The sequence below is a fragment of the Aeromonas sp. R6-1 genome, assembly GCF_040908165.1.
Taxonomy (GTDB): Bacteria; Pseudomonadota; Gammaproteobacteria; order Enterobacterales; family Aeromonadaceae; genus Aeromonas; species Aeromonas caviae.
This window is the reverse complement of sequence record NZ_JBFODF010000052.1, coordinates 1-18,375: the sequence shown is the minus strand read 5'-3', so window position 1 is coordinate 18,375 and position 18,375 is coordinate 1. Positions and strand designations below refer to the sequence as shown.

Annotated in this window: 10 protein-coding genes; 5 read left to right on the top strand and 5 right to left on the bottom strand. The window is 64.0% G+C overall.

Annotation, left to right across the window (positions count from 1 at the left end; genetic code table 11):
* Nucleotides 1-47: 47 nt before the first annotated feature.
* From AB5Y68_RS16635 to AB5Y68_RS16620, 4 genes are all read right to left on the bottom strand, one after another.
* Nucleotides 48-713, bottom strand: coding sequence for a response regulator (locus AB5Y68_RS16635; RefSeq protein WP_039041028.1), 666 nt, complete (start codon nucleotides 711-713; stop codon nucleotides 48-50).
* The gene (locus tag AB5Y68_RS16630) at nucleotides 714-2,297 is read right to left on the bottom strand and encodes a sensor histidine kinase (RefSeq protein WP_039041027.1); all 1,584 of its coding nucleotides are present in this window, start codon (nucleotides 2,295-2,297) and stop codon (nucleotides 714-716) included. It lies immediately after the preceding gene.
* Entirely contained in the window at nucleotides 2,294-3,505 is a 1,212-nt protein-coding gene (locus tag AB5Y68_RS16625) for an ROK family transcriptional regulator (protein WP_029314606.1), read from the bottom strand. The genes AB5Y68_RS16630 and AB5Y68_RS16625 overlap by 4 nt, the downstream gene beginning before the upstream one ends.
* Before the next feature lie 104 nt (nucleotides 3,506-3,609).
* Nucleotides 3,610-5,277, bottom strand: coding sequence for a methyl-accepting chemotaxis protein (locus tag AB5Y68_RS16620; protein ID WP_039041026.1), 1,668 nt, complete (start codon nucleotides 5,275-5,277; stop codon nucleotides 3,610-3,612).
* A 128-nt stretch (nucleotides 5,278-5,405) separates the two neighbouring features.
* On the opposite strand from AB5Y68_RS16620, the gene AB5Y68_RS16615 reads away from it, so the two are divergent.
* From AB5Y68_RS16615 to glpC, 5 genes are all read left to right on the top strand, one after another.
* Nucleotides 5,406-5,861: a YchJ family protein gene (locus tag AB5Y68_RS16615; RefSeq protein WP_080770089.1), complete on the top strand. Its 456-nt coding sequence runs from the start codon at nucleotides 5,406-5,408 to the stop codon at nucleotides 5,859-5,861.
* Between the two features lie 220 nt (nucleotides 5,862-6,081).
* Nucleotides 6,082-7,761, top strand: a complete 1,680-nt coding sequence (gene glpA / locus AB5Y68_RS16610) for an anaerobic glycerol-3-phosphate dehydrogenase subunit A (RefSeq protein WP_039041024.1) — start codon at nucleotides 6,082-6,084, stop codon at nucleotides 7,759-7,761.
* Nucleotides 7,751-9,028, top strand: coding sequence for a glycerol-3-phosphate dehydrogenase subunit GlpB (gene glpB / locus AB5Y68_RS16605; RefSeq protein WP_039041023.1), 1,278 nt, complete (start codon nucleotides 7,751-7,753; stop codon nucleotides 9,026-9,028). Before glpA ends, glpB begins: the two co-directional genes overlap by 11 nt.
* Nucleotide 9,029: 1 nt before the next feature.
* Entirely contained in the window at nucleotides 9,030-9,167 is a 138-nt protein-coding gene (locus AB5Y68_RS16600) for a hypothetical protein (protein ID WP_160290074.1), read from the top strand.
* A gap of 51 nt (nucleotides 9,168-9,218) precedes the next feature.
* A complete protein-coding gene (glpC, locus tag AB5Y68_RS16595) occupies nucleotides 9,219-10,421 on the top strand; it encodes an anaerobic glycerol-3-phosphate dehydrogenase subunit GlpC (RefSeq protein WP_039041022.1) in 1,203 nt (400 codons plus the stop codon).
* Between the two features lie 316 nt (nucleotides 10,422-10,737).
* Here glpC and AB5Y68_RS16590 read toward each other — a convergent pair.
* Nucleotides 10,738-18,375 (bottom strand): type I secretion C-terminal target domain-containing protein (locus tag AB5Y68_RS16590; RefSeq protein WP_368207380.1); only part of this gene is annotated, 7,638 nt, incomplete at its 5' end.

Below are 18,375 nucleotides of genomic sequence, written 5' to 3'. Positions count from 1 at the left end.
AAAAGAGCGCCAAAAGGCGCTCTTTTTCTTGAGTTGGAACCGGCCACTCAGCGCTGACGGTAGCGCCGCTCCGGCCGCCCCACTGTGCCGTACTCCAGCTCCGGGCTCGCCAGCTGCTGACCCACCAGAAACTCCAGATAGCGGCGCGCCGTGGTGCGGCTCACCCCGACCCGGCTGCCTATCTCCTCGGCGCTGGCCCCCTCCTGATGGAGGGCCGCCAGCACCCTTTGCAGGGTGAGGGCGTCTATCCCCTTGGGCAGGCCGCCCGCCGCCACCTGTTGCAACGGGGAGCCAAGGAGCGCATCCACCGCCTGCTGATCGATGTCGGCCAACGCCGCCAGGGCGGCGACGCTCTGACGGTACTTCTCCAGGGTGTCGCGCAGCCGCTCGAACACCACGGGCTTCAAGATGAAATCCACCACCCCGAGGCGCATCGCCTCCTGCAGGGCCGCCGCCTCGCGGGCGGCGGTGAGCAGGATGACGTCGAGGTGAGCCCCGCGCTGGCGCAACTCCCGCAGCAGGGAGAAGCCCTCCCCGTCCGGCAGCCAGACATCCAGCAACACCAGATCGGGTTTGAGGATCTCTATCTGCTCTCTGGCATCGAACAGGGTGAGCGCCACCCCCAGCACCTCGAAACCGGCGAGGCGCTGCACGAAGCGACGGTGGATCTCGGCAATGGCCGGATCATCCTCGACGATCAGGATCTTGATCACTCATACCTCCTTGGGAATGTAACAGACGACGCAACTTCCCTGCGCCGTGGCTTCGATGGTGATGGTCCCCTGCAGGGCATCCAGTGTCTTGCGCACCAGGGCCAGACCTATGCCGTGGCCGGGTTCGGCCTTGCTGCTGACCCCGCGCTCGAACAAGGTGTCCGCCAAAGCGGGATCGACGCCGCCGGCCCCGTCCTCCACCTCCAGAATGAGATCCTGGCCGAGATCGCTCAAAGAGACCCGGATCGGCTGGTAGGGGGCGCCATGGCCGCGGGTCGCCTCGAAGGCGTTGTCGATGAGGTTGCCCAGTACCGTCACCAGCTGGGAGCCGCTGACCCGGGCGGGAATGTCGTGCAGGCGGGAATCCGGGTCCACCTCCAGCACCAATCCCAGCTCATGGGCTCTGTGGTACTTGCCAAGCAGCAGGCCCGCCACCTTGGGCTTGGCGATGGCCCCCATCAAAAAGCTCAAGAGGGCCTGCTCGGTGGCCGCCTCCCGGCCGATGAAGGCGAGCGCCTCCCGGGTGGCCCCCAGCTCAATGAGACCGGCGATGGTCCCGAGCTGGTTGTTGTGTTCGTGGGTCTGCACCCGCAGCAGATCGCTGTAGGCCTGCACCTGGGAGAGCTGGGCACTGAGCTCGGCCAACTCGTCCTTGCGCCGAAAGCTCGACACGGCGCCAATCAGCCTGCCCTCCTGCACCAGGGGCAACCGGTTGACGATGAGAGACTGGCCGTTGAGCACTATCTCCTCGTCATACTGGGGCCGGGGATCCTGAATGAGGGAGAGCATGCGGCTGCCGGGCAGCAAGCGGGTGACGGGCTGGCCTATGGCGGCCTGCGCAGCCCGCTCATCGAGGCGCAGCAGCCGAATGCCGTTGGGGTTGAGGGAGGTGAGCCTGCCTTGCTCGTCTATGGTGAGTATTCCCTCGCGCACCGTGCGCAGGGTGCAGTCGAGCTCCGCATAGAGGCGGCCGATCTGCTCGGGCTCAAACCCCAGCAGGGCCCGCTTGTAGCGTTTGGCCAGCCAGGCCGCGGCGACACTGTTGAGCAGCACTATGAGCAGTGTCATTGCGAGGCCAAAGCGCAGGAAGCCCTGCAGGTCCGCCTCTATGTCCCGCACCAGATAACCGACAGAGACCACGCCGATGACCCTGCCCATCTCATCCCGGATGGGCCCCTTGCCGCGCACCGAGACCCCGAGGGACCCTTGAGCGCGGGAGATGTAGAACTCCCCCCGTAGGGCGCGTCCGGGATCGTCCCCCATCATGGGTTTGCCTATCCTGTCCGCATTGGGGTGCACCAGGCGGCGCGCCTCCTTATCGCCGATGACGATGTAGCTGGCACCGACCTCGGCCCGCATCCGCTCCACCAGCACGTTGAGGCGGGTGCTATCGGCTCGCTTCACCCCGGCGATGACGCCGGGCTCACGGGCCACCAGCCGCGCCACGTCCAGGGCCTGATCCCCCACCTCCCGGTAGCGCTGCTCGGCGACATAGTAGTAGCTGGCCCCGCTCAGCAACACCAGTTGCAACAGACTGACCAGACAGAGAATGAGCAGGAAGCGTCCTTGCAACCCGAGCCTCATGCCTCCTTGTCGCCTCGCAACAAGTCGAGCAGCAGACTGCCATCGCGCAAGGCCTTGTGCACCTGCACCGAGGTGGGTTTGGTGGGATCTTCGTAAAAGTGGGTGGATTCGATCTGCAGGCGCACCAGGTATTCCGCCGGCAACTGGCTTGCCAGGGACTGGTGCAACATGGGGAAGAGCAATCGATCGGCCCGGGTGATCTCCCCCCCGAGCAGCAGCTTGCCCGGGTTGAGCAAGCAGATGAGGTTCGCCAGCACCCGGGAGAGGCGGCCCGCCGCCTGGTGCAGGATGTCCTGACACAGGCTGTTGCCCGCCAACGCCAGCTCGCACAGCTCGCGGATGGTGACGCTTTCGGGCAGATCGAACTCCTGCATCCGTTCGCGCAGCTCCCGATATTGCGCCTCCAGCGCCTGATTGGTCACCAGGGTGCAGGCGCAACCGAAGCCACCGCAGTAGCAGCGCTGGCCATAAGGTTCGAGCTGCAGGTGGCTGAGATCCCCGAGCAGAGCCGACTCGCTCTCGATGAGCTGGCCATTGACCACCATGCCGACCCCGATGTCGTTGTGCACGAACACCAGCACCGCATCCGAGCAGTTCCTGGCGGCGCCCCACTCCCGCTCGGCCTGGATCCAGGTGCGCACGTCACCGCTCACCAGCACGGGTACCGAGAAGGCCTCCTGCAGGGTGGGACCGAGGGGCCAGTTGCGCAGATCGTAATAGGGAAAATGCTTGACCATGCCGGAGTGGCGCTCCACCTGACCGGGCAGGCAGAGGGCGATGCAGGCCAGACGCAGCGCCTTCTTGGGCAAAAAGCCCTCGATGGCCCGCACCAGGCTGGCCAGCAGCTCGGCACGCTCCGCCTCGTTGAAGACATGGCGATGGCGCGCCAGGGAGTGACCAGCTAGGTCAAACAGGGCCATGTCCACATAGCCGCGCCCCAGGCGCATGGAGAGAAACTGGAAGCGGCGCTCGTTGATGCGCAGCAGGGTCTGGCGACGGCCACGCCCCACCGAGCTCTCGCCGCAGGTGACCACCAGGCCGCCGTCCAGCAGCTCGCGGGTGATCTTGGTGATGCTGGCCGGCGACAGGCCGGTCAGACGGGACAGATCGGTACGGGACAGCTCCTTGTGCTCCTCCAGGCTGGCATAGACCAGGCCGTAGTTGAGCTGACGGATCAAATCGATACTGCCTTTCACGATCTCATTCATAGGGTTGGGGCTAACGAAAGGAACGAATGGCGCGATTTTCACACATTCTGCGCCGATCCCCAAATTTGCCGTCTGGAAATCCTGTCCAGACGGCAAAAATGTGATTAGTAACGGAAGCGGGAGACGAGTTGGCGCAATTTGTCACCCGTGCCTGCCAGGGCGCGGGTGGTGGTGCTGGACTCCCCGGACGCCTCGGTCAGCTCGCTGACGATCTGCTGGATGGCCACCAGGTTCTTGTTGATCTCCTCGGAGACCGCGTGCTGCTCCTCGGCGGCCGTGGCGATCTGGATGTTCATGTCGTTGATGGTGCCGACCGCCGCCACCATGCTGTCCAGGGAGCTGGCGATGTGGCTCGCCTCCTGCACCGTCTCCTGGCTGCGTGCCTCGCTGGCCTGCATCACCTCCACCGCCTGCTTCACCCCGCCCTGCAGGCGCTGGAGCATCTCGTTGATCTCCTTGGTGCTCTGCTGGGTACGGCCCGCGAGGGATCGCACCTCGTCCGCCACCACCGCAAAGCCGCGCCCCTGCTCGCCCGCCCGGGCCGCCTCGATGGCGGCGTTGAGGGCCAGCAGGTTGGTCTGATCGGCGATGCCGCGAATGACCTCCACCACGGAGCCTATCTTGCCGGTCTCATGGGCGAGCTGTTCGATGACCCCGGCCGCCACATGCACTTCGTCCACCAGCCGGTTGATGCTGCCGATGGCGCTGTTCACCACCCCCCGGGCCGCATCGGACTCGCGGGCCGCATCGCTGGTGGCGCTGGCGGCGTTGGAGGCGCTCGCCGCCACCTCCTGGGCGGTGGAGCTCATCTCGGTCACCGCGGTCACCACCTGATCCGTCTCCTTGCCGTGGCCCTGCATCTGCCTGTCCGCATGCTCGCTCAGGCTATGCAGCCGATCCACGGCCCCCAGCAACTGGTGGCTGGTCTCCCCCACCTGGCTCACCACCGACTGGATCCGCGTCACGAAGCGGTTGAAGGCGGCGGCCAGCTGCCCCACCTCATCCTTGCTCTGCTCCTTGAGGCGCTGGGTCAGATCCCCGTCCCCGTCGGCGATGTCGTTGAGTGCGGCAACCGCATCCGCCAGCGGGCGGGTGACCCGGTTGCCGATCACCACGGTGGCCGCCAGGGTCACCCCCAGGATCACCAGGATGAACAGCACCCCGGTTTTCAGGGAGCCATACATGGTCTCCTCCCGCTCGCTGCGCAGGGTGGCCAGCTCATTGTCGATGTCGTCGATGTAGAAGCCCGTGCCCACGACCCACTGATATTTGTCGAGCACCAGGTTGAAAGAGAGCTTGGGGGCATCCCGCCCGATAGAGGGCTTGTTGGTCCAGTACTCCGAGAAGCCATCTCCTTCCCGCGCCGACTTGATGATCCCCTGAATGAGGAAGGCACCCTTGGTATCCTTGTCCTGCCAGCGGTTCTTCCCCTCCATCTCGGGCCGGGTCGGCAGCAGCACGGTATTGCCCTGATAGTCATAGACGAAGAAGTAGCCGTCGCTGCCATAGCGCAGCGGCCGCAATATCTCCTTCACCTGCTGGCGCACTTCGGGGCTGTCAGGCTTGCCGTAGCTGCCCTCGATGGCCGTCTTGGCCAGCATCAGATAACTGCTGAGCAGCGCCTTGCGCTCCTTGATTGCCCTCTCCCGCGCCACCACCAGATCCGACTCCAGATCGCTCCTGGCCACCAGGTAGTTGCTGAGATTGACCACCAGGGCCATCAGCAGCACGGGGATGGCCCCCAGTAACAGGATCTTCTGCTTAAGTGTCATTGTGTCACCCTTTGTGCTGTGTTCATTGCTGCATGATGTCTGCCTAAACGGCATGGGAAGCTGGCCGAAAGGGAAGTGCGTTCGCTACAATCCCGCCACCTTTCATTATCGACCAGATGAGCTGACTCATGAACCTATGTCCTTGCGGTTCCTCTCTTTTTCTTGCCAAGTGCTGCGGTGTACTCCACGCAGGTCAGCCCGCCGCCACCCCGGAGCAGCTGATGCGATCCCGCTACAGCGCCTTCGTACTGGGATTGGGAGAATATCTGGTACACAGCTGGCACCCGGACTATCTGAACGGGCTGACTGCGGCCGACCTCTCATCGACCGACACCCGCTGGGATGGCCTCGAAATCCTCGCCAGCCAGGGCGGCCCCGATGACACCCACGGCATGGTGGAATTCAAGGCCTGGTTCCTGGAGGGGGACGAACGTCACTGCCTCCATGAGCGCTCCCGCTTCGTGCGCCATCAGGGGCGCTGGGTCTACACCGACGGCGAGCAGGATCCGGCGCCGCTGCGGGTGGGGCGAAACGACCCCTGCCCCTGTGGCAGCGGCAAGAAGTTCAAGAAGTGCTGCGGCTGAGGTTTCCCCCGCGCCGCCCTCTGGCCAGCCCCCGGGCTGGCCTTCTTTTCCCCGCCATGCTTCCCCCTGCCCGCCTCGACGGTGACGTGAGGTTCATCACATTTCGCTCATCCCCTCACACTTAATGAGCGTTTACGAGCATTAATTTGGCCCATATCAAACATTTTACGTCATGAAGGCGCCACACTGGCCTCATCTGGAAGAGATGAGACGGGCAAGAATGAAAAGAATCACCACACAAGTCGTCATCATAGGGGGGGGCGCCACCGGCGCCGGCATCATGCGCGATTGCGCGCTGCGCGGCATCGACTGCATCCTGCTTGAGCGGGACGACATCGCCGCCGGCACCACGGGCCGCAACCATGGCCTGCTCCACTCCGGCGCCCGCTACGCGGTGACGGATCAGGAGTCCGCCCGCGAGTGCATTCAGGAGAACCGCATCCTCAAGCGGATCGCCAGCCACTGCGTCGAGGACACCGGCGGCCTCTTCATCACCCTGCCGGAAGATGACATCCATTTTCAAAATACCTTCATGGACGCCTGCGCCCTGGCGGGCATCGACGCCCGCCAGCTGGATCCCGCCGAGGCGCTGCGCCTTGAACCCAACGTCAACCCGGCGCTGATCGGCGCCATTCAGGTGCCGGACGGCACGGTCGACCCCTTCCGTCTGGCTGCCGCCAACGTGCTGGATGCCAAGGAGCACGGCGCCCGCATCTTCACTCACAGCAAGGTGCTGGGGCTGCTGCGCACCCAAGACAGAGTGCACGGGGTCAAGGCGATCAACACCCGCACCGGCGAAGCGTTCGAGGTGGAGTGCCAGGAGGTGATCAACGCCGCCGGCATCTGGGGCCAGCAGATCTGCGAGTATGCCGACCTCGGCATCCGCATGTTCCCCGCCAAGGGTTCCCTGCTCATCATGGATTACCGCCTCAACCAGCTGGTGCTCAACCGCTGCCGCAAACCGGCGGACGCGGACATCCTGGTGCCAGGCGATACCATCTCCCTCATCGGCACCACGTCGAGTCGCATCGATTACCACAAGATTGACCAGCTCACCGTCGAGCCCGAAGAGGTGGAGGTGCTGCTGCGCGAGGGGATAAAACTGGCCCCCATCATGGCCCGCACCCGATTGCTGCGGGCCTACGCCGGCGTTCGCCCGCTGGTGGCGGTGGATGGCGACGAGTCCGGCCGCAACATCAGCCGCGGCATCGTGCTGCTGGATCACAGCGATCGTGACGGCCTCCAGGGGTTCAACACCATCACAGGCGGCAAGCTGATGACCTACCGGCTGATGGCCGAATGGGCCACCGACTTGCTTGCCAAAAAGCTTGGCAACAGCAAGCCCTGCCGCACCGCCGAGCTGAGCCTGCCCGGCTCGCGGGATCCGGAGAAGGTCTCCGCCCCCGGCCTCTCGGTACCCGCCGAAGGCTCGGCCCAGTACCGCCACGGCGAGCGGGTCATCGCCTTTTTCCGCGACAACCCCAAGGCCAACGCCCTCATCTGCGAGTGCGAGATGGTGACCGCGGGCGAGATTGAATACGCCCTGCGGGAGCTCGACGTGGACAACCTGGTGGACTTGCGCCGCCGCACCCGCCTCGGCATGGGCCCCTGTCAGGGGGAGCTGTGCGCCTACCGCGCCGCCGGCCTGATGCAAGAGTACGGCAAGGCCGACGGTCGTCAGGCCTGCGTCATGCTGCGCCAGTTCCTGGAGGAGCGCTACAAGGGCACCCGGCCGGTGCTCTGGGGCGATGCCCTGCGGGAAGCCGAATTTACCTACTGGATCTACGAGGGGCTGTTCGGCCTTGGCGAGTGGACGGCCCCCCACCTGGTGAGCGAGCCCCCCTTCCCGCTCGATGCCAGCACCGCCAATTCCACCAAGGAGCGCAGCCATGAAATTTGACAGCATCGTGATCGGCGGCGGCATGGCGGGCCTCTCGGCGGCCCTGCGCCTGGCCGAGGCGGGCCAGAAGACCCTGCTGATGGCCTCCGGCCAGAGCGCCCTGCACTTCTCCTCCGGCTCGGTGGATCTGCTGGAGAGCGAGGGGGATCCCCGCGCCGCCCTGCCCGCCTTCATGGCGGCCCATCCGGATCACCCTTACAGCAAGGTGGGGATGCAGAATATCGAGGGGAGTCTGGCCGACCTGCAACGCCACTGCGCAGAAGAGGGGCTGCCCCTGATGCGCCAGGAGCACAACCACCATCGCCTGACCCCCATCGGCACCCTGAAATCCACCTGGCTCTCCCCCGACACTTGTGCCTGCGTGACTGATGCCCCCGCTCCCGACGCCATCCTGCTCGCCACCCTGGAAGGGTTTCGCGATTTTCACCCGGCGCTCGCGGCGGCGAATCTCGCGACCCACGCCCGCTTTGCCCACAGCCGCATCCTGACCGGGGAAATTCGCCTGCCCCAGCTCGCCCAGTTCAGCCGCAATCCCCACGAGTTTCGCTCCGCCGACATCGCCCGCCTGTTCGACAAGCAGGGGCCTGGCCAGCAGGACCTGCTGGCGGATCTGGCCCGCGAGATCAGCCGCATGGTGCAGGGATGCGGCGTGCCCGGCTGTCGCCATATCGTGCTGCCCGCCTGCCTGTCGCTGGGGCTGGTCGGCCCGCGTCTGAACGAGCTGGAACGGCGCACCGGCTGCACCATCAAGGAGGTGGCCACCATGCCGCCGTCCCTCATCGGCATGCGGATGCAGGAGGCCCTCAAGCGCCGCTTCATGGCCCTTGGCGGCACCTTCCTCACCAGCGAGCGGGTGCTGGGCGCTCGCTATGACGGCGACAAGGTGATCGGGGTGCACAGCCAGCACGGGGAGGATCAGCTGTTCGAGGCGGACCACTTCGTGCTCGCCTCCGGCAGCTTCTTCAGCCGCGGGCTGGAGTCGCGCCTCGGGGGCATTCGTGAACCCATCTTCGATGCCGACGTACTGAGCCTTGCCGAGCGCGACGCCTGGGCCGGCCGCCGCCTGTTCGACCACCACCCCTTCATGGGCTTCGGGGTCAAGACCGACGAGCGGCTGCGGGTGCTGCGCGGCGGCAGGCCCCTCACCAACCTTTACGGCGCCGGCAGCGTGCTCGCGCACTATGACCCCATTAAAGAAGGTTCCGGCTCCGGCGTGGCCGTTGCCACCGGCTGGCAAGCCGCTGGCCATATTCTGGCGGAGGGCTGAGATGAATCACATATTTCCACTCCAACGACACAGCGTGCTGGCCCACGACGATGCCCAATCCAAGGAGGGCTCTGGCTCAGGTGTCGCGGTCGCCACCGGCTGGCAGGCCGCCGGTCACATTTTGAGTTCAGCCCAATGATGATTTCGCCCCATATCCCGTGCCTTCACACCCAACGGGAGGAGAACTGACATGCTACTGGATCATGCCAACCAGACTTTCGATCAGTGCATCAAATGCACCGTCTGTACCGCCTACTGCCCGGTGGCCAAGGCCAACCCGGCCTACCCCGGCCCCAAGCAGGCGGGCCCGGATGGGGAGCGGCTGCGCATCAAGAGCCCGGAGCTCTTTGACAGCGCCCTCAAATACTGCACCAACTGCAAGCGCTGCGAAGTGGCTTGCCCGAGCGGGGTGCGCATCGGCGACATCATCGCCAAGGCCAAGCACCAGTACAGCGGCTTCAAACCGGGGATCCGCGAGTTCGTGCTCTCCCACACGGATCTGATGGGCAGCATGTCCACCCTGATGGCCCCGGTGGTCAACTTCACCACCGGCCTCAAGCCGATGAAGCAGGTGCTGGACAAGGCGCTGGGGGTCTCATCCCACCGGGACCTGCCCAAATATTCACAAGGCACCTTCCGCGGCTGGTACAAGAAGCAGAAAACGACTCAGGCCCGCTTTGCGCGCCAGATCGCCTACTTCCACGGCTGTTATGTGAACTACAACCACCCTCAGCTCGGCAAGGAGCTGGTGCAGGTGCTCAACACCATGAACATCGGTGTCCAGCTGCTTGCGCGGGAGAAGTGCTGCGGCGTGCCGCTGATTGCCAACGGCTTCATGGACAAGGCCAGGCAGCAGGCGGCTTTCAACATCCAGCAGCTGGAGAACACCCTGCTCGGCAACGAGATGCCGCTCTTGGCCACCTCCTCCACCTGCGGCTTCACCCTGCGGGACGAATATCCCCACCTGCTGGAGCAGGACAACCACAAGGTGCGGGATCGCATCTCCCTGGTGACCCGCTTCCTGTGGAACGAGTTCGATCGGGGCAACAAACCGGCCATGAAGCCCCTCAATCTGCACATCGCCTACCACACCCCCTGCCACCTGGAGAAGATGGGGGGGGTCATCTATACCCTCGAACTGCTGCGGGCCATCCCCGGCGTCAAGGTGACGGTGCTGGACTCCCAGTGCTGCGGCATCGCCGGCACCTACGGCTTCAAGTCGGAAAACTACGACACCAGCCAGGCCATCGGTCAGGGGCTGTTTGATCAGATAAACCGGCTCAAACCCGATCTGGTCATCACCGACTGCGAGACCTGCAAGTGGCAGATCGAGATGAGCACGGCGTTTCGCTGCGAACACCCGGTGCACCTGCTGGCACGGGCGCTGGCCTGACCGCCATCCCCCCGGTCCGCCCATCATCCCGGGCACCGGCTTGGAGGCGACACGCCCCGGTCAATGTCAGCGCCCCCTCTGGCCGGCATTGACCGGGATCGGCGCGGCAAGGCCCTGACGCCGCCCGGGCAGCCCGATGGGAGGCCCGGGCGGCGAAACCTTTTGGTTGTTTGAACCACCCACACAGTGAAAAGCAGCAACAACACCCACCCCGTTAAAATCCATCTCCCATTACCACCACCAGGAAATATCAAGCCAGCATATTCAGCCAAAAAAAGAGCCGGCATTCGCCGGCTCTTTGCATCATCTCACCCCATCAGGGGTGCTGGATGATCAGGCTGTGCTGATCCAGCATGGATTGCAGGATGTCGTGAGAGGAGGAGCCGCTCAGGTTCCAGCCACTCAAATCCACGTCCTTCAGGGTGATCTGCTGGGTGACATTGCCATCCCCCGCCGGGGAGACCGACAGGCTCACGTCACTCAGGCCGTTGCCGGTGCTGGTCACCGATGCCTGGAGATGACCCAGCAGGCCATCCACGCTGTTGTCGGTCACCCCCTTGAGCAGGTCCGCCAGATCGATCCTGTCCCCCTCCTGGGGACGGAAGTCGGTGATGGTGTCTATCGCCGGAGAGGCCGTCGTCCCCTCGTCACCACTGCCCCACACGAAGAGATCGCTGCCGGCGCCACCGGTCAGGATGTCGTTGCCCTGACCGCCCCGCAGCACATCATCCCCCATGCCGCCCAGGAGGCGATCATTGCCGGAGGAGCCGAACAGCCAGTCCCCCTGATCCGAGCCCAGCAGATCGTGGCCGCTCTGGCTGTGGATGGTGATGGTCTCCGTGGCCGAGCTCAGGGTGCTGCCACCCAGGCTGGATTCGGCACTCAGGGTGAGGGCATGATCCCCCGCCGGCAGATCCTTGAGGTAGATGGGCACGGACTGGTCCATCGGCAGCAACCAGTCGTTGCCATCCGCGTGGCCGACGCTCTGGCCGTGTTCGTCCACCACCTGGGCGCTGCCGAGGTTCTGGATCCGCACCGACAGCTCGCCCGGTGCAGGATTGACCACGCTGGCGCTGAGGTTGAGCGGCACCCAGGCCCCTTGCAGCGCAAGGATATCGTGGGTGCCGCCCCCCAGTTGGGGATCGTCCGGCTCGGCCGTCACCTGGATGGCAATCTGGGCGCTGTCGGTCAGGACGCCACCGGCACCGGTATTGCCCTGATCCGAGGTGGTGATGCTCAGGTTGTCCTGGCCCCAGAAGTCCCTGGCTGGCTCGTAGTGCAGGTTGCCTGCCAGCAGGCCGTTGAGATCATCGAGCGACCCGACCAGGGTCACCACGCTGGTCCCCGCCCCCTGCACCGAGACGGCCCCTGCCGCCCCCAGCAGGGTCAGCACACCGTGCTCCACCCGCAGCACCATGGCGATGGGCGCACTGCCCGCATCCACGTCCTTCACGCTGATCCCGGTGAGCGACAGGGAGCCATCCTCTTTCACCTGCAATGAGCCCGGCACCTGGGTGACAGGGGCATCATTGACCGGCTCGACCTCGATGGGCAGCACGTCGGTATCGCTCAGAGGGCCACCGCTGCCGGTATTGCCAAGATCATTGGTCACCATGGTCAGGGCATCCTGGCCATTGAAGTCCTGCTCGCCCTGATAGGTCACGCCCCCTGCGAGCAAGGCATTGATGGCATCCTGGGAACCGCTCAGCACCAGGGTGTTGCTGCCGCTGCCGCTCACCGTCACGCCACTGCCCGCCGCCAGTTCCAGGGTGCCGTGCAGCACGGAGAGGGTGACAGAGAGGGGGCTGTTGCCCGCATCCACATCGCTCACCTGCAGCCCGTGAATGGTGAAGGGCTGATCTTCCTGCGCCACCTGAGGCGTCGTCGGCAGTTGGTTGACGGGGGCATCGTTGACCGGTTGTACCAGGATGGGCAGCACATCGGTGTCACTCAGGGCGCCACCGCTGCCGGTATTGCCCCTATCGTCCGTCACCATGGTCAAGGCGTCATTGCCATGGAAGTCCGGGTCGCCCTGATAGGTGACGCCGCCCGAGAGCAGGGCATTGAGATCCGCCAGCGTGCCGGTCAGCACCACATCGCCGGTACCGTTGCCGGTCAGGGTCACGCCGCTCCCGGCCGGCAGGGTCAGGGTGCCGTGCTCCACCGAGAGGCGCACTTCCATGATGCCGTTGCCCGCATCCACGTCCTTGACCTGCAGACCCTGGATGACGAACGGCTCGTCCTCCTGTGCCACCTGGGGATCATCGGGCAGCACGTTGACGGGGGCATCGTTGACCGGGCTGATGTCCACGTGAATAGTGCCGCCCACCTCTGGGCCGAGGGCGCCGTTGTCCAGGCTCTGGGCCGTCACCTTGATCGCCATAGCGCCGTTGGCGTCATGGGTCACCAGCTCCACCGCGTCGAGCTTGCCCCCATCCGTGGTGACCTGCCAGCGACCACCGCCGAGATCCACCACGGTGCCGCTCACCTCGCTCGGCAGGCGGATTTCTGCCCCGTCCGGCACCCCTTCCAGGGTGACGCGCACCTGCTCGGGCCCGTTCTCGTGCACATTGCCGGCATTACCGCCGGTAGCCTGGGTATCCCGGGTCTCCACCCCCAGGTTCAGGGTGATCACATCCCCTTCGGTGCCGCTCGCCTGCTCCTGCATGTCGGTGATGACCGCATCCCCCACCGGATTGACGGTGACGGTGAAGCCCGCACTGGTTTCAAGGGGCAGGGTCAGCCCCTTGTCCAGGGTGAAGGCGCTCAGGGTCAGACTCACGGTGCCGCTGAAGTCCGCAGGCGGGATCAGGGTCAGCTTGGAGAAGTCGGTGCCCACAGGCACCTGCCACACCCCGCCGCCGTTGTTGACCGCCGGGGCGGACAGGGTGAAGCCATCCGGCACCCCCTTGATCTGCAACCCGACGATCTGCTCGGAGCCATCGTTGTCGATGAGGCTGGCCCCCAGCCCCCCCAGGCTCACGCTGCCATCTTCCTGGCCCGTGACGTTCTGGACCGTGAGGTTGGCCGGATCGTTCACCGGCAGCACCTCGAAGCTCACGTTGCCGCTCCAGCTCCCCCGATCCGTGTCCGTGGTGGCGGTATCGAGAATATCCACCGTCACCGCCAGCGGCACCTTGCCGCTGAAGTGCTCCTTGGGCACGAACACCAGATCCTTGAGGTCCGCCGGGTCGTTCACCGTGAGGGTGGCGACCGGCTGGCCGTTCTTGTCGAGGAAGTGACCATATTGGGGATCCACGGTCACGACCACCCGCTCCACGGTCTCGAGACCGCCATCGGCCACCGAGGGGCTGATGTCAGCGAGCTTGACCGAGAGATCGAGGTGGATCTCGGTGTCTTCCAGGTTGTCAGGCTGGCCGTCGCCGTTTACGTCCTTCACGTTCAGTTGCAGCTCGGGCAGGCCGTCGGCACCGCCGTTTATATCCACCACTGGCTTCACATCTACACGAACTGTGCTGGAATCTGTCTTGATGTCACCACTCGATGTATCAGTATTGACCACTGTCACACTGATATTGAGGGATCCGGCAAAGTCATTGGGCAAGCCTAGAGTCAATCCTTCCAGTCCAGCCAGTGACGGCGGCACCTTGATCACATATTCGCCGGTTGAAATGTTGTATTCGGCGCCACTGATGGTGACACCATCAGGTAGACCTTTGAGGATAATCGTAACCTCATCGCTACCTTGATCTGCGGCCCCAATATGAATCGCCCCCTTGAGCTGGGCACCAAAATCAACTTGGATATCCTCTTTACCTGTCAGCACCGCATGGTCATCAATATCAACTGTTGCCGCTGGCGTCTTGTCCGTAACCGGGGTATTACCAAAATCGGCACTGGTTTCTAGGCTGACTTTGACATGCTCACTGGGGTCCCCATCCTCACTACGGTCCACCACCATGGCATCAATGCGGATTGGTTCAACCTTTCCAACAAAACCATCCGGTGCATGCAGTTGGAAGTTATTCAAATTACCCGCAGGCACGATCCAGCTACCATTACCATTGTTGATACCGCCGAGCACAACAAACTGATCTCCCATGCCACCATTGAGCACAGGCAAGTTGATCACCAGATAGTCGATCTCTTCGAGGCTGGACAGATCGATATCGTGGGTAAATTCAAAACGACCGGAGAGATCAATATCACTCCCCCCATGGCCCACAAGATCGCCACCCGTTTGACTCAAGACGCCGTTCGGTTCCACCACTGCCTGGATATCCACATGCAGATTGCCGACTATGGTGTCCTGAGCCGTAGCCGTTGGCGTTCCATCTGGGTTTTTGTCTATATCATATTGAGTGATGGTCACATGGCTCTGGATATTGGTGTCCCTGTCGCTGTCTTCCGGGGCCCGCACCAGCAGTTGGCCACCACTGAGCAGGCTCTGCAGATCCGCATCGCTCAAGTCCACGACACCGCCGTTCACGCTGAGCTGGGTTTCGACACCGCCCACGCTTATCCAGATCTGGTAGCCGGGCTCGATGCCGGAGAGGCTGAGGTGAGTGACATGCTCGGCGCTGTCGCTGAGATCCGGTTGCCAGTTCAGCACCACGAACTCGTCTTCTAGGCCATGACTGGTCTTGGCGTAGTCACCGGCGTCGATGGCTGGCTCCACCTTGATGGTGAGCGGCACGTCGAAGCTCTTGTGATCCCCGTCGTTCTCGGTCACCACTACGTGGCCGATCAGGTGAATATCGGCGGTGCTGTTGGGCGGCGGCTGGATCTGCAGGTTGCCGAGATCTGACACATTGACCTGATAGAGGGGCTTGCCGTCTTTGAGCCCAGCAAAGGTCAGGGTCAGCTCGTTGCCACTGCCATCGAATACTTTGGCTCCTTCCGGCAAGCCTTCCAGCACCAGGTTGAGGCTTTCTGAGCCGTCCCCCGTCGTCTCCCCCGACTCCAGCTTGAAGTCCAGTGGAGCCTTGCCATCTTCGGCGATGGTGATGCTGTAACCGCCACCACTCTGGGTCCAGCCGGTGCTGTTCAGATCGAAGTGCGGGGCGTCCACCACCCCCACCAGATCCACGTGCAGGCTCTGGGAGCCGGTCTCCTTCTCGTTGACCACGGTATGGGGCTGGCCATTGGCATCGGTCAGGGTGGCCGTGTCCTTCACCACCCCCTTGATGGTGAGATCGAAGTCTTTGTTGCTGTCCTTGGGTGGCTGCAGCTGCAGCTCATGGATGCGAGCGTAGGGCACCTCGTAGTAGCCGTTTGTCGCATTAACCTGTTCAGCCCCAAGCCACAACGTGGCACCGGCGGGCAGGCCGCTGATGCGCACGAACAGCTGCTCGGAGCCATCCGTGGTGTCTCCCAGATGGGCAAGCCCAATCTTGCTGCCCAGATCGATCAGGGTATCTTCCTTGCCCTGGATCTCGCGCACCGTCAGCTTGGCGTCGTCCGCCAGCGGGTTTACGTTGACAATCACCTCCAGCGGATCGCCGAGGGCCGTCTCCTTGCCGGTCACCACCGGGGTCTTCTCCGTGCTCACCGGGGTCACAATGAGCTTGATGTCACCGCTGTAGTCCTTGCCGGGCACCACGGTCACCTTGTTGATGTCGCCACCGGCCACCGTATAGAGGCCGTTCGCCCCCGGAGTGAGCACCTTGCCATTCAGGGTCAGCGTGCCCTGGCCGGAGGCCCACTCTATCTGGTAGCTCAGGGTCTCGGAGCCGTCCGTATCGGTGAGGCCCGCCTTGACGTTGAGGGCGATGCCGCTGCTGTCCTCGTCCGCGGTGTAGTGCTGGTGCGTGTTGCCCGCATCCCACAGGGGTTTGTCGGCAATGCCCTGCACCGTGATGTCCAGATTGCCGGTCAGCACCGGGGGCTTGCTCCCCTCGGTGACCCCCACCTGCAACTGCACCGGGAAGCGCAGCGCAGCGCCTCCGTTGTTGTAGCTCGAGTAGTCGTGGTTTGGCACAAAAGTGACACCGGTGAGCTGGAACTTGTCATCGGTGTTGGCCACCGCCACCATGGCCGCTGGCGGCACCTCATACCAGGTCTTGCCCCCCTGGGTGATGGTGGTCAGTGCGACGCCGTTGAAATAGAAGGTGCCCTGGGCGTTGGCTGGCGCCTGGATAAGCAACTGCTCCACATGCTCGCCCCGATCGAAATCCCCCACATCCAGGTTCATGGTGATGGGGATCCCCTGGCTCGGATCGCTCGCCCCCGCATCCTCCTGGCCGGTTACGGCGCTCACGGTGAGCTTGCCCGCCTCGTCCCTGATGGTCAGGGTCAGAAGACCGTCGTCGGTATCTCCATCGCCATCCACCAGGTGGAAGCCTATCTGCTGTACCAGGGTGCTGTTGCTGTGATCGATGCCTGATTTGGCGGTGAAGCTGTAGTCACCCTCGGCATTGATCACCAGGGTGCCGATGATCTGCCCCGTGCCATCTGTCACCGAGATGGTGGTGTTGCCTGTGGCGGCGATGGGGTGCTCGGTGCCATTGATGGTCACCGCTCTCACCACCGCATCATCCGCCCCCTCGCTGGCAGTGGCCAGCAGATCGCCGGTCACTTTCGCCCCTTCATTCAGGGTCTTGCTCGCGTCCACGGCCACCGGCACGTCGTCCTGCACGCTCACATGACCGATCACTTCGGCGCTCAGATCCCCGTCACTGTCCCGTGCCTGCAACGGCAGCTGGATATCCAGCAGATCCTTGCCCTGGACGCTGTGATCCAGGTTGCCGGTCAGCTCGAAGGTGTAGCGGCCGGACACATCCAGGGTCAGCTTGAAGATGAGCTTGCCTGCGCTGTCCTTGCCAAGGTAGACACCCGGCTGGCTGTCTGCCCCAATGGTGACCGCCTTGCCCCCCGACGTCAGGGTATTGAGGGCGTTGAAGCGGGCTACATCCAGTTGCAGGGAAACCACCCGGTCACTCCCGGCGGCGATCGCCACCTGGCCGATGGCAACCTCTCCCGTGCCTGACGGGCTGGTGCCCCCATGCTGGCCACTGCCCCCGTTGAGGTCCGACTCCTTGACGGTCACCCCCTCGATGGCGGTGATCACGGGATCCGCCGCATCGGTGATCACCGCCGTGGTGCTGCCGGTGATCACACTGCCGTCGCTGTCGGTCACCTTCACCGGCAGACTCAGGTTGAGCTTGTCATCCGCCCCGTGATCCAGGTTGGTGTGTACCGTCACCTGATAATCGAGGGTTGCCTGGGTGTGGGCTTCGATGCGCCCCGGCACGCTCGGCAGGGTCACCGTCAGCACCAGGGTGCCGCTCGCAGTCACTGCCTGGAAACCGTGGCCATTGCTGCCCGCCACCTCTTGCCAGGTGAGGGTCTCACCGTTGTGGGTGATGGCCTTGCCACTCCCATCCACGACCTGGCCCGAGAGGGTCAGCCGCACGTCCACCACGGGATCGGAGTCCGCGGTAATGGTCAGGGTGCCGGTGGCATGCTGATCATCGCCGGTCTGGTTGTTGGCGGCGCCATCGAAGCGCCCTTCACTCACCGTCACACCGGTCAGGGTGAGGGTCGGTTTGTCCCCTTCCGAAATGCGGATGTTGAGGGTGCCCGTGGTGCTGTCGTTGTTGCCGCTGCCCTTGTCGCTGTCGACGATGTTGAGCTTGAACGGCAGGTCGGTGGCGTTGCCACCGCTCTGGTGAACCCCCTCGAACAGGGTCACCTTGTAGTCAAAACCGTTGCTGGCGGCGTTGTCCAGCTTGCCCACCAGTTCGACCTGAAGCACCTCGACGCGCTGGCCATTGACTTCCACATAGCCCTTCAGCACCTGATTGCCCGGGATGCTGGCATCGCCGTCCACCAGCTCGTATTTGACGCTCTGACCCAGGGCGGTCAGGGCCGGCTGCTCACTGATGTCGGCAAACGACACCTCGCTCACCCGATCAGAGCCCGCATTGACCTGGAAGTGGCCGGTGCCAGTCAGGGTATTGCTGCCGTCGAGCCCACGCTCATCCAGGCTCAC

What these genes read in the sequence shown, in the direction of transcription:
- AB5Y68_RS16625 (WP_029314606.1), bottom strand. Translation starts at nt 3,505, where the DNA reads ATGAATGAGATCGTGAAAGGCAGTATCGATTTGATCCGTCAGCTCAAC.
- AB5Y68_RS16615 (WP_080770089.1), top strand. Translation starts at nt 5,406, where the DNA reads ATGAACCTATGTCCTTGCGGTTCCTCTCTTTTTCTTGCCAAGTGCTGC.
- glpC (WP_039041022.1), top strand. Translation starts at nt 9,219, where the DNA reads ATGCTACTGGATCATGCCAACCAGACTTTCGATCAGTGCATCAAATGC.
- AB5Y68_RS16600 (WP_160290074.1), top strand. Translation starts at nt 9,030, where the DNA reads ATGAATCACATATTTCCACTCCAACGACACAGCGTGCTGGCCCACGAC.
- glpA (WP_039041024.1), top strand. Translation starts at nt 6,082, where the DNA reads ATGAAAAGAATCACCACACAAGTCGTCATCATAGGGGGGGGCGCCACC.
- AB5Y68_RS16620 (WP_039041026.1), bottom strand. Translation starts at nt 5,277, where the DNA reads ATGACACTTAAGCAGAAGATCCTGTTACTGGGGGCCATCCCCGTGCTG.
- glpB (WP_039041023.1), top strand. Translation starts at nt 7,751, where the DNA reads ATGAAATTTGACAGCATCGTGATCGGCGGCGGCATGGCGGGCCTCTCG.
- AB5Y68_RS16630 (WP_039041027.1), bottom strand. Translation starts at nt 2,297, where the DNA reads ATGAGGCTCGGGTTGCAAGGACGCTTCCTGCTCATTCTCTGTCTGGTC.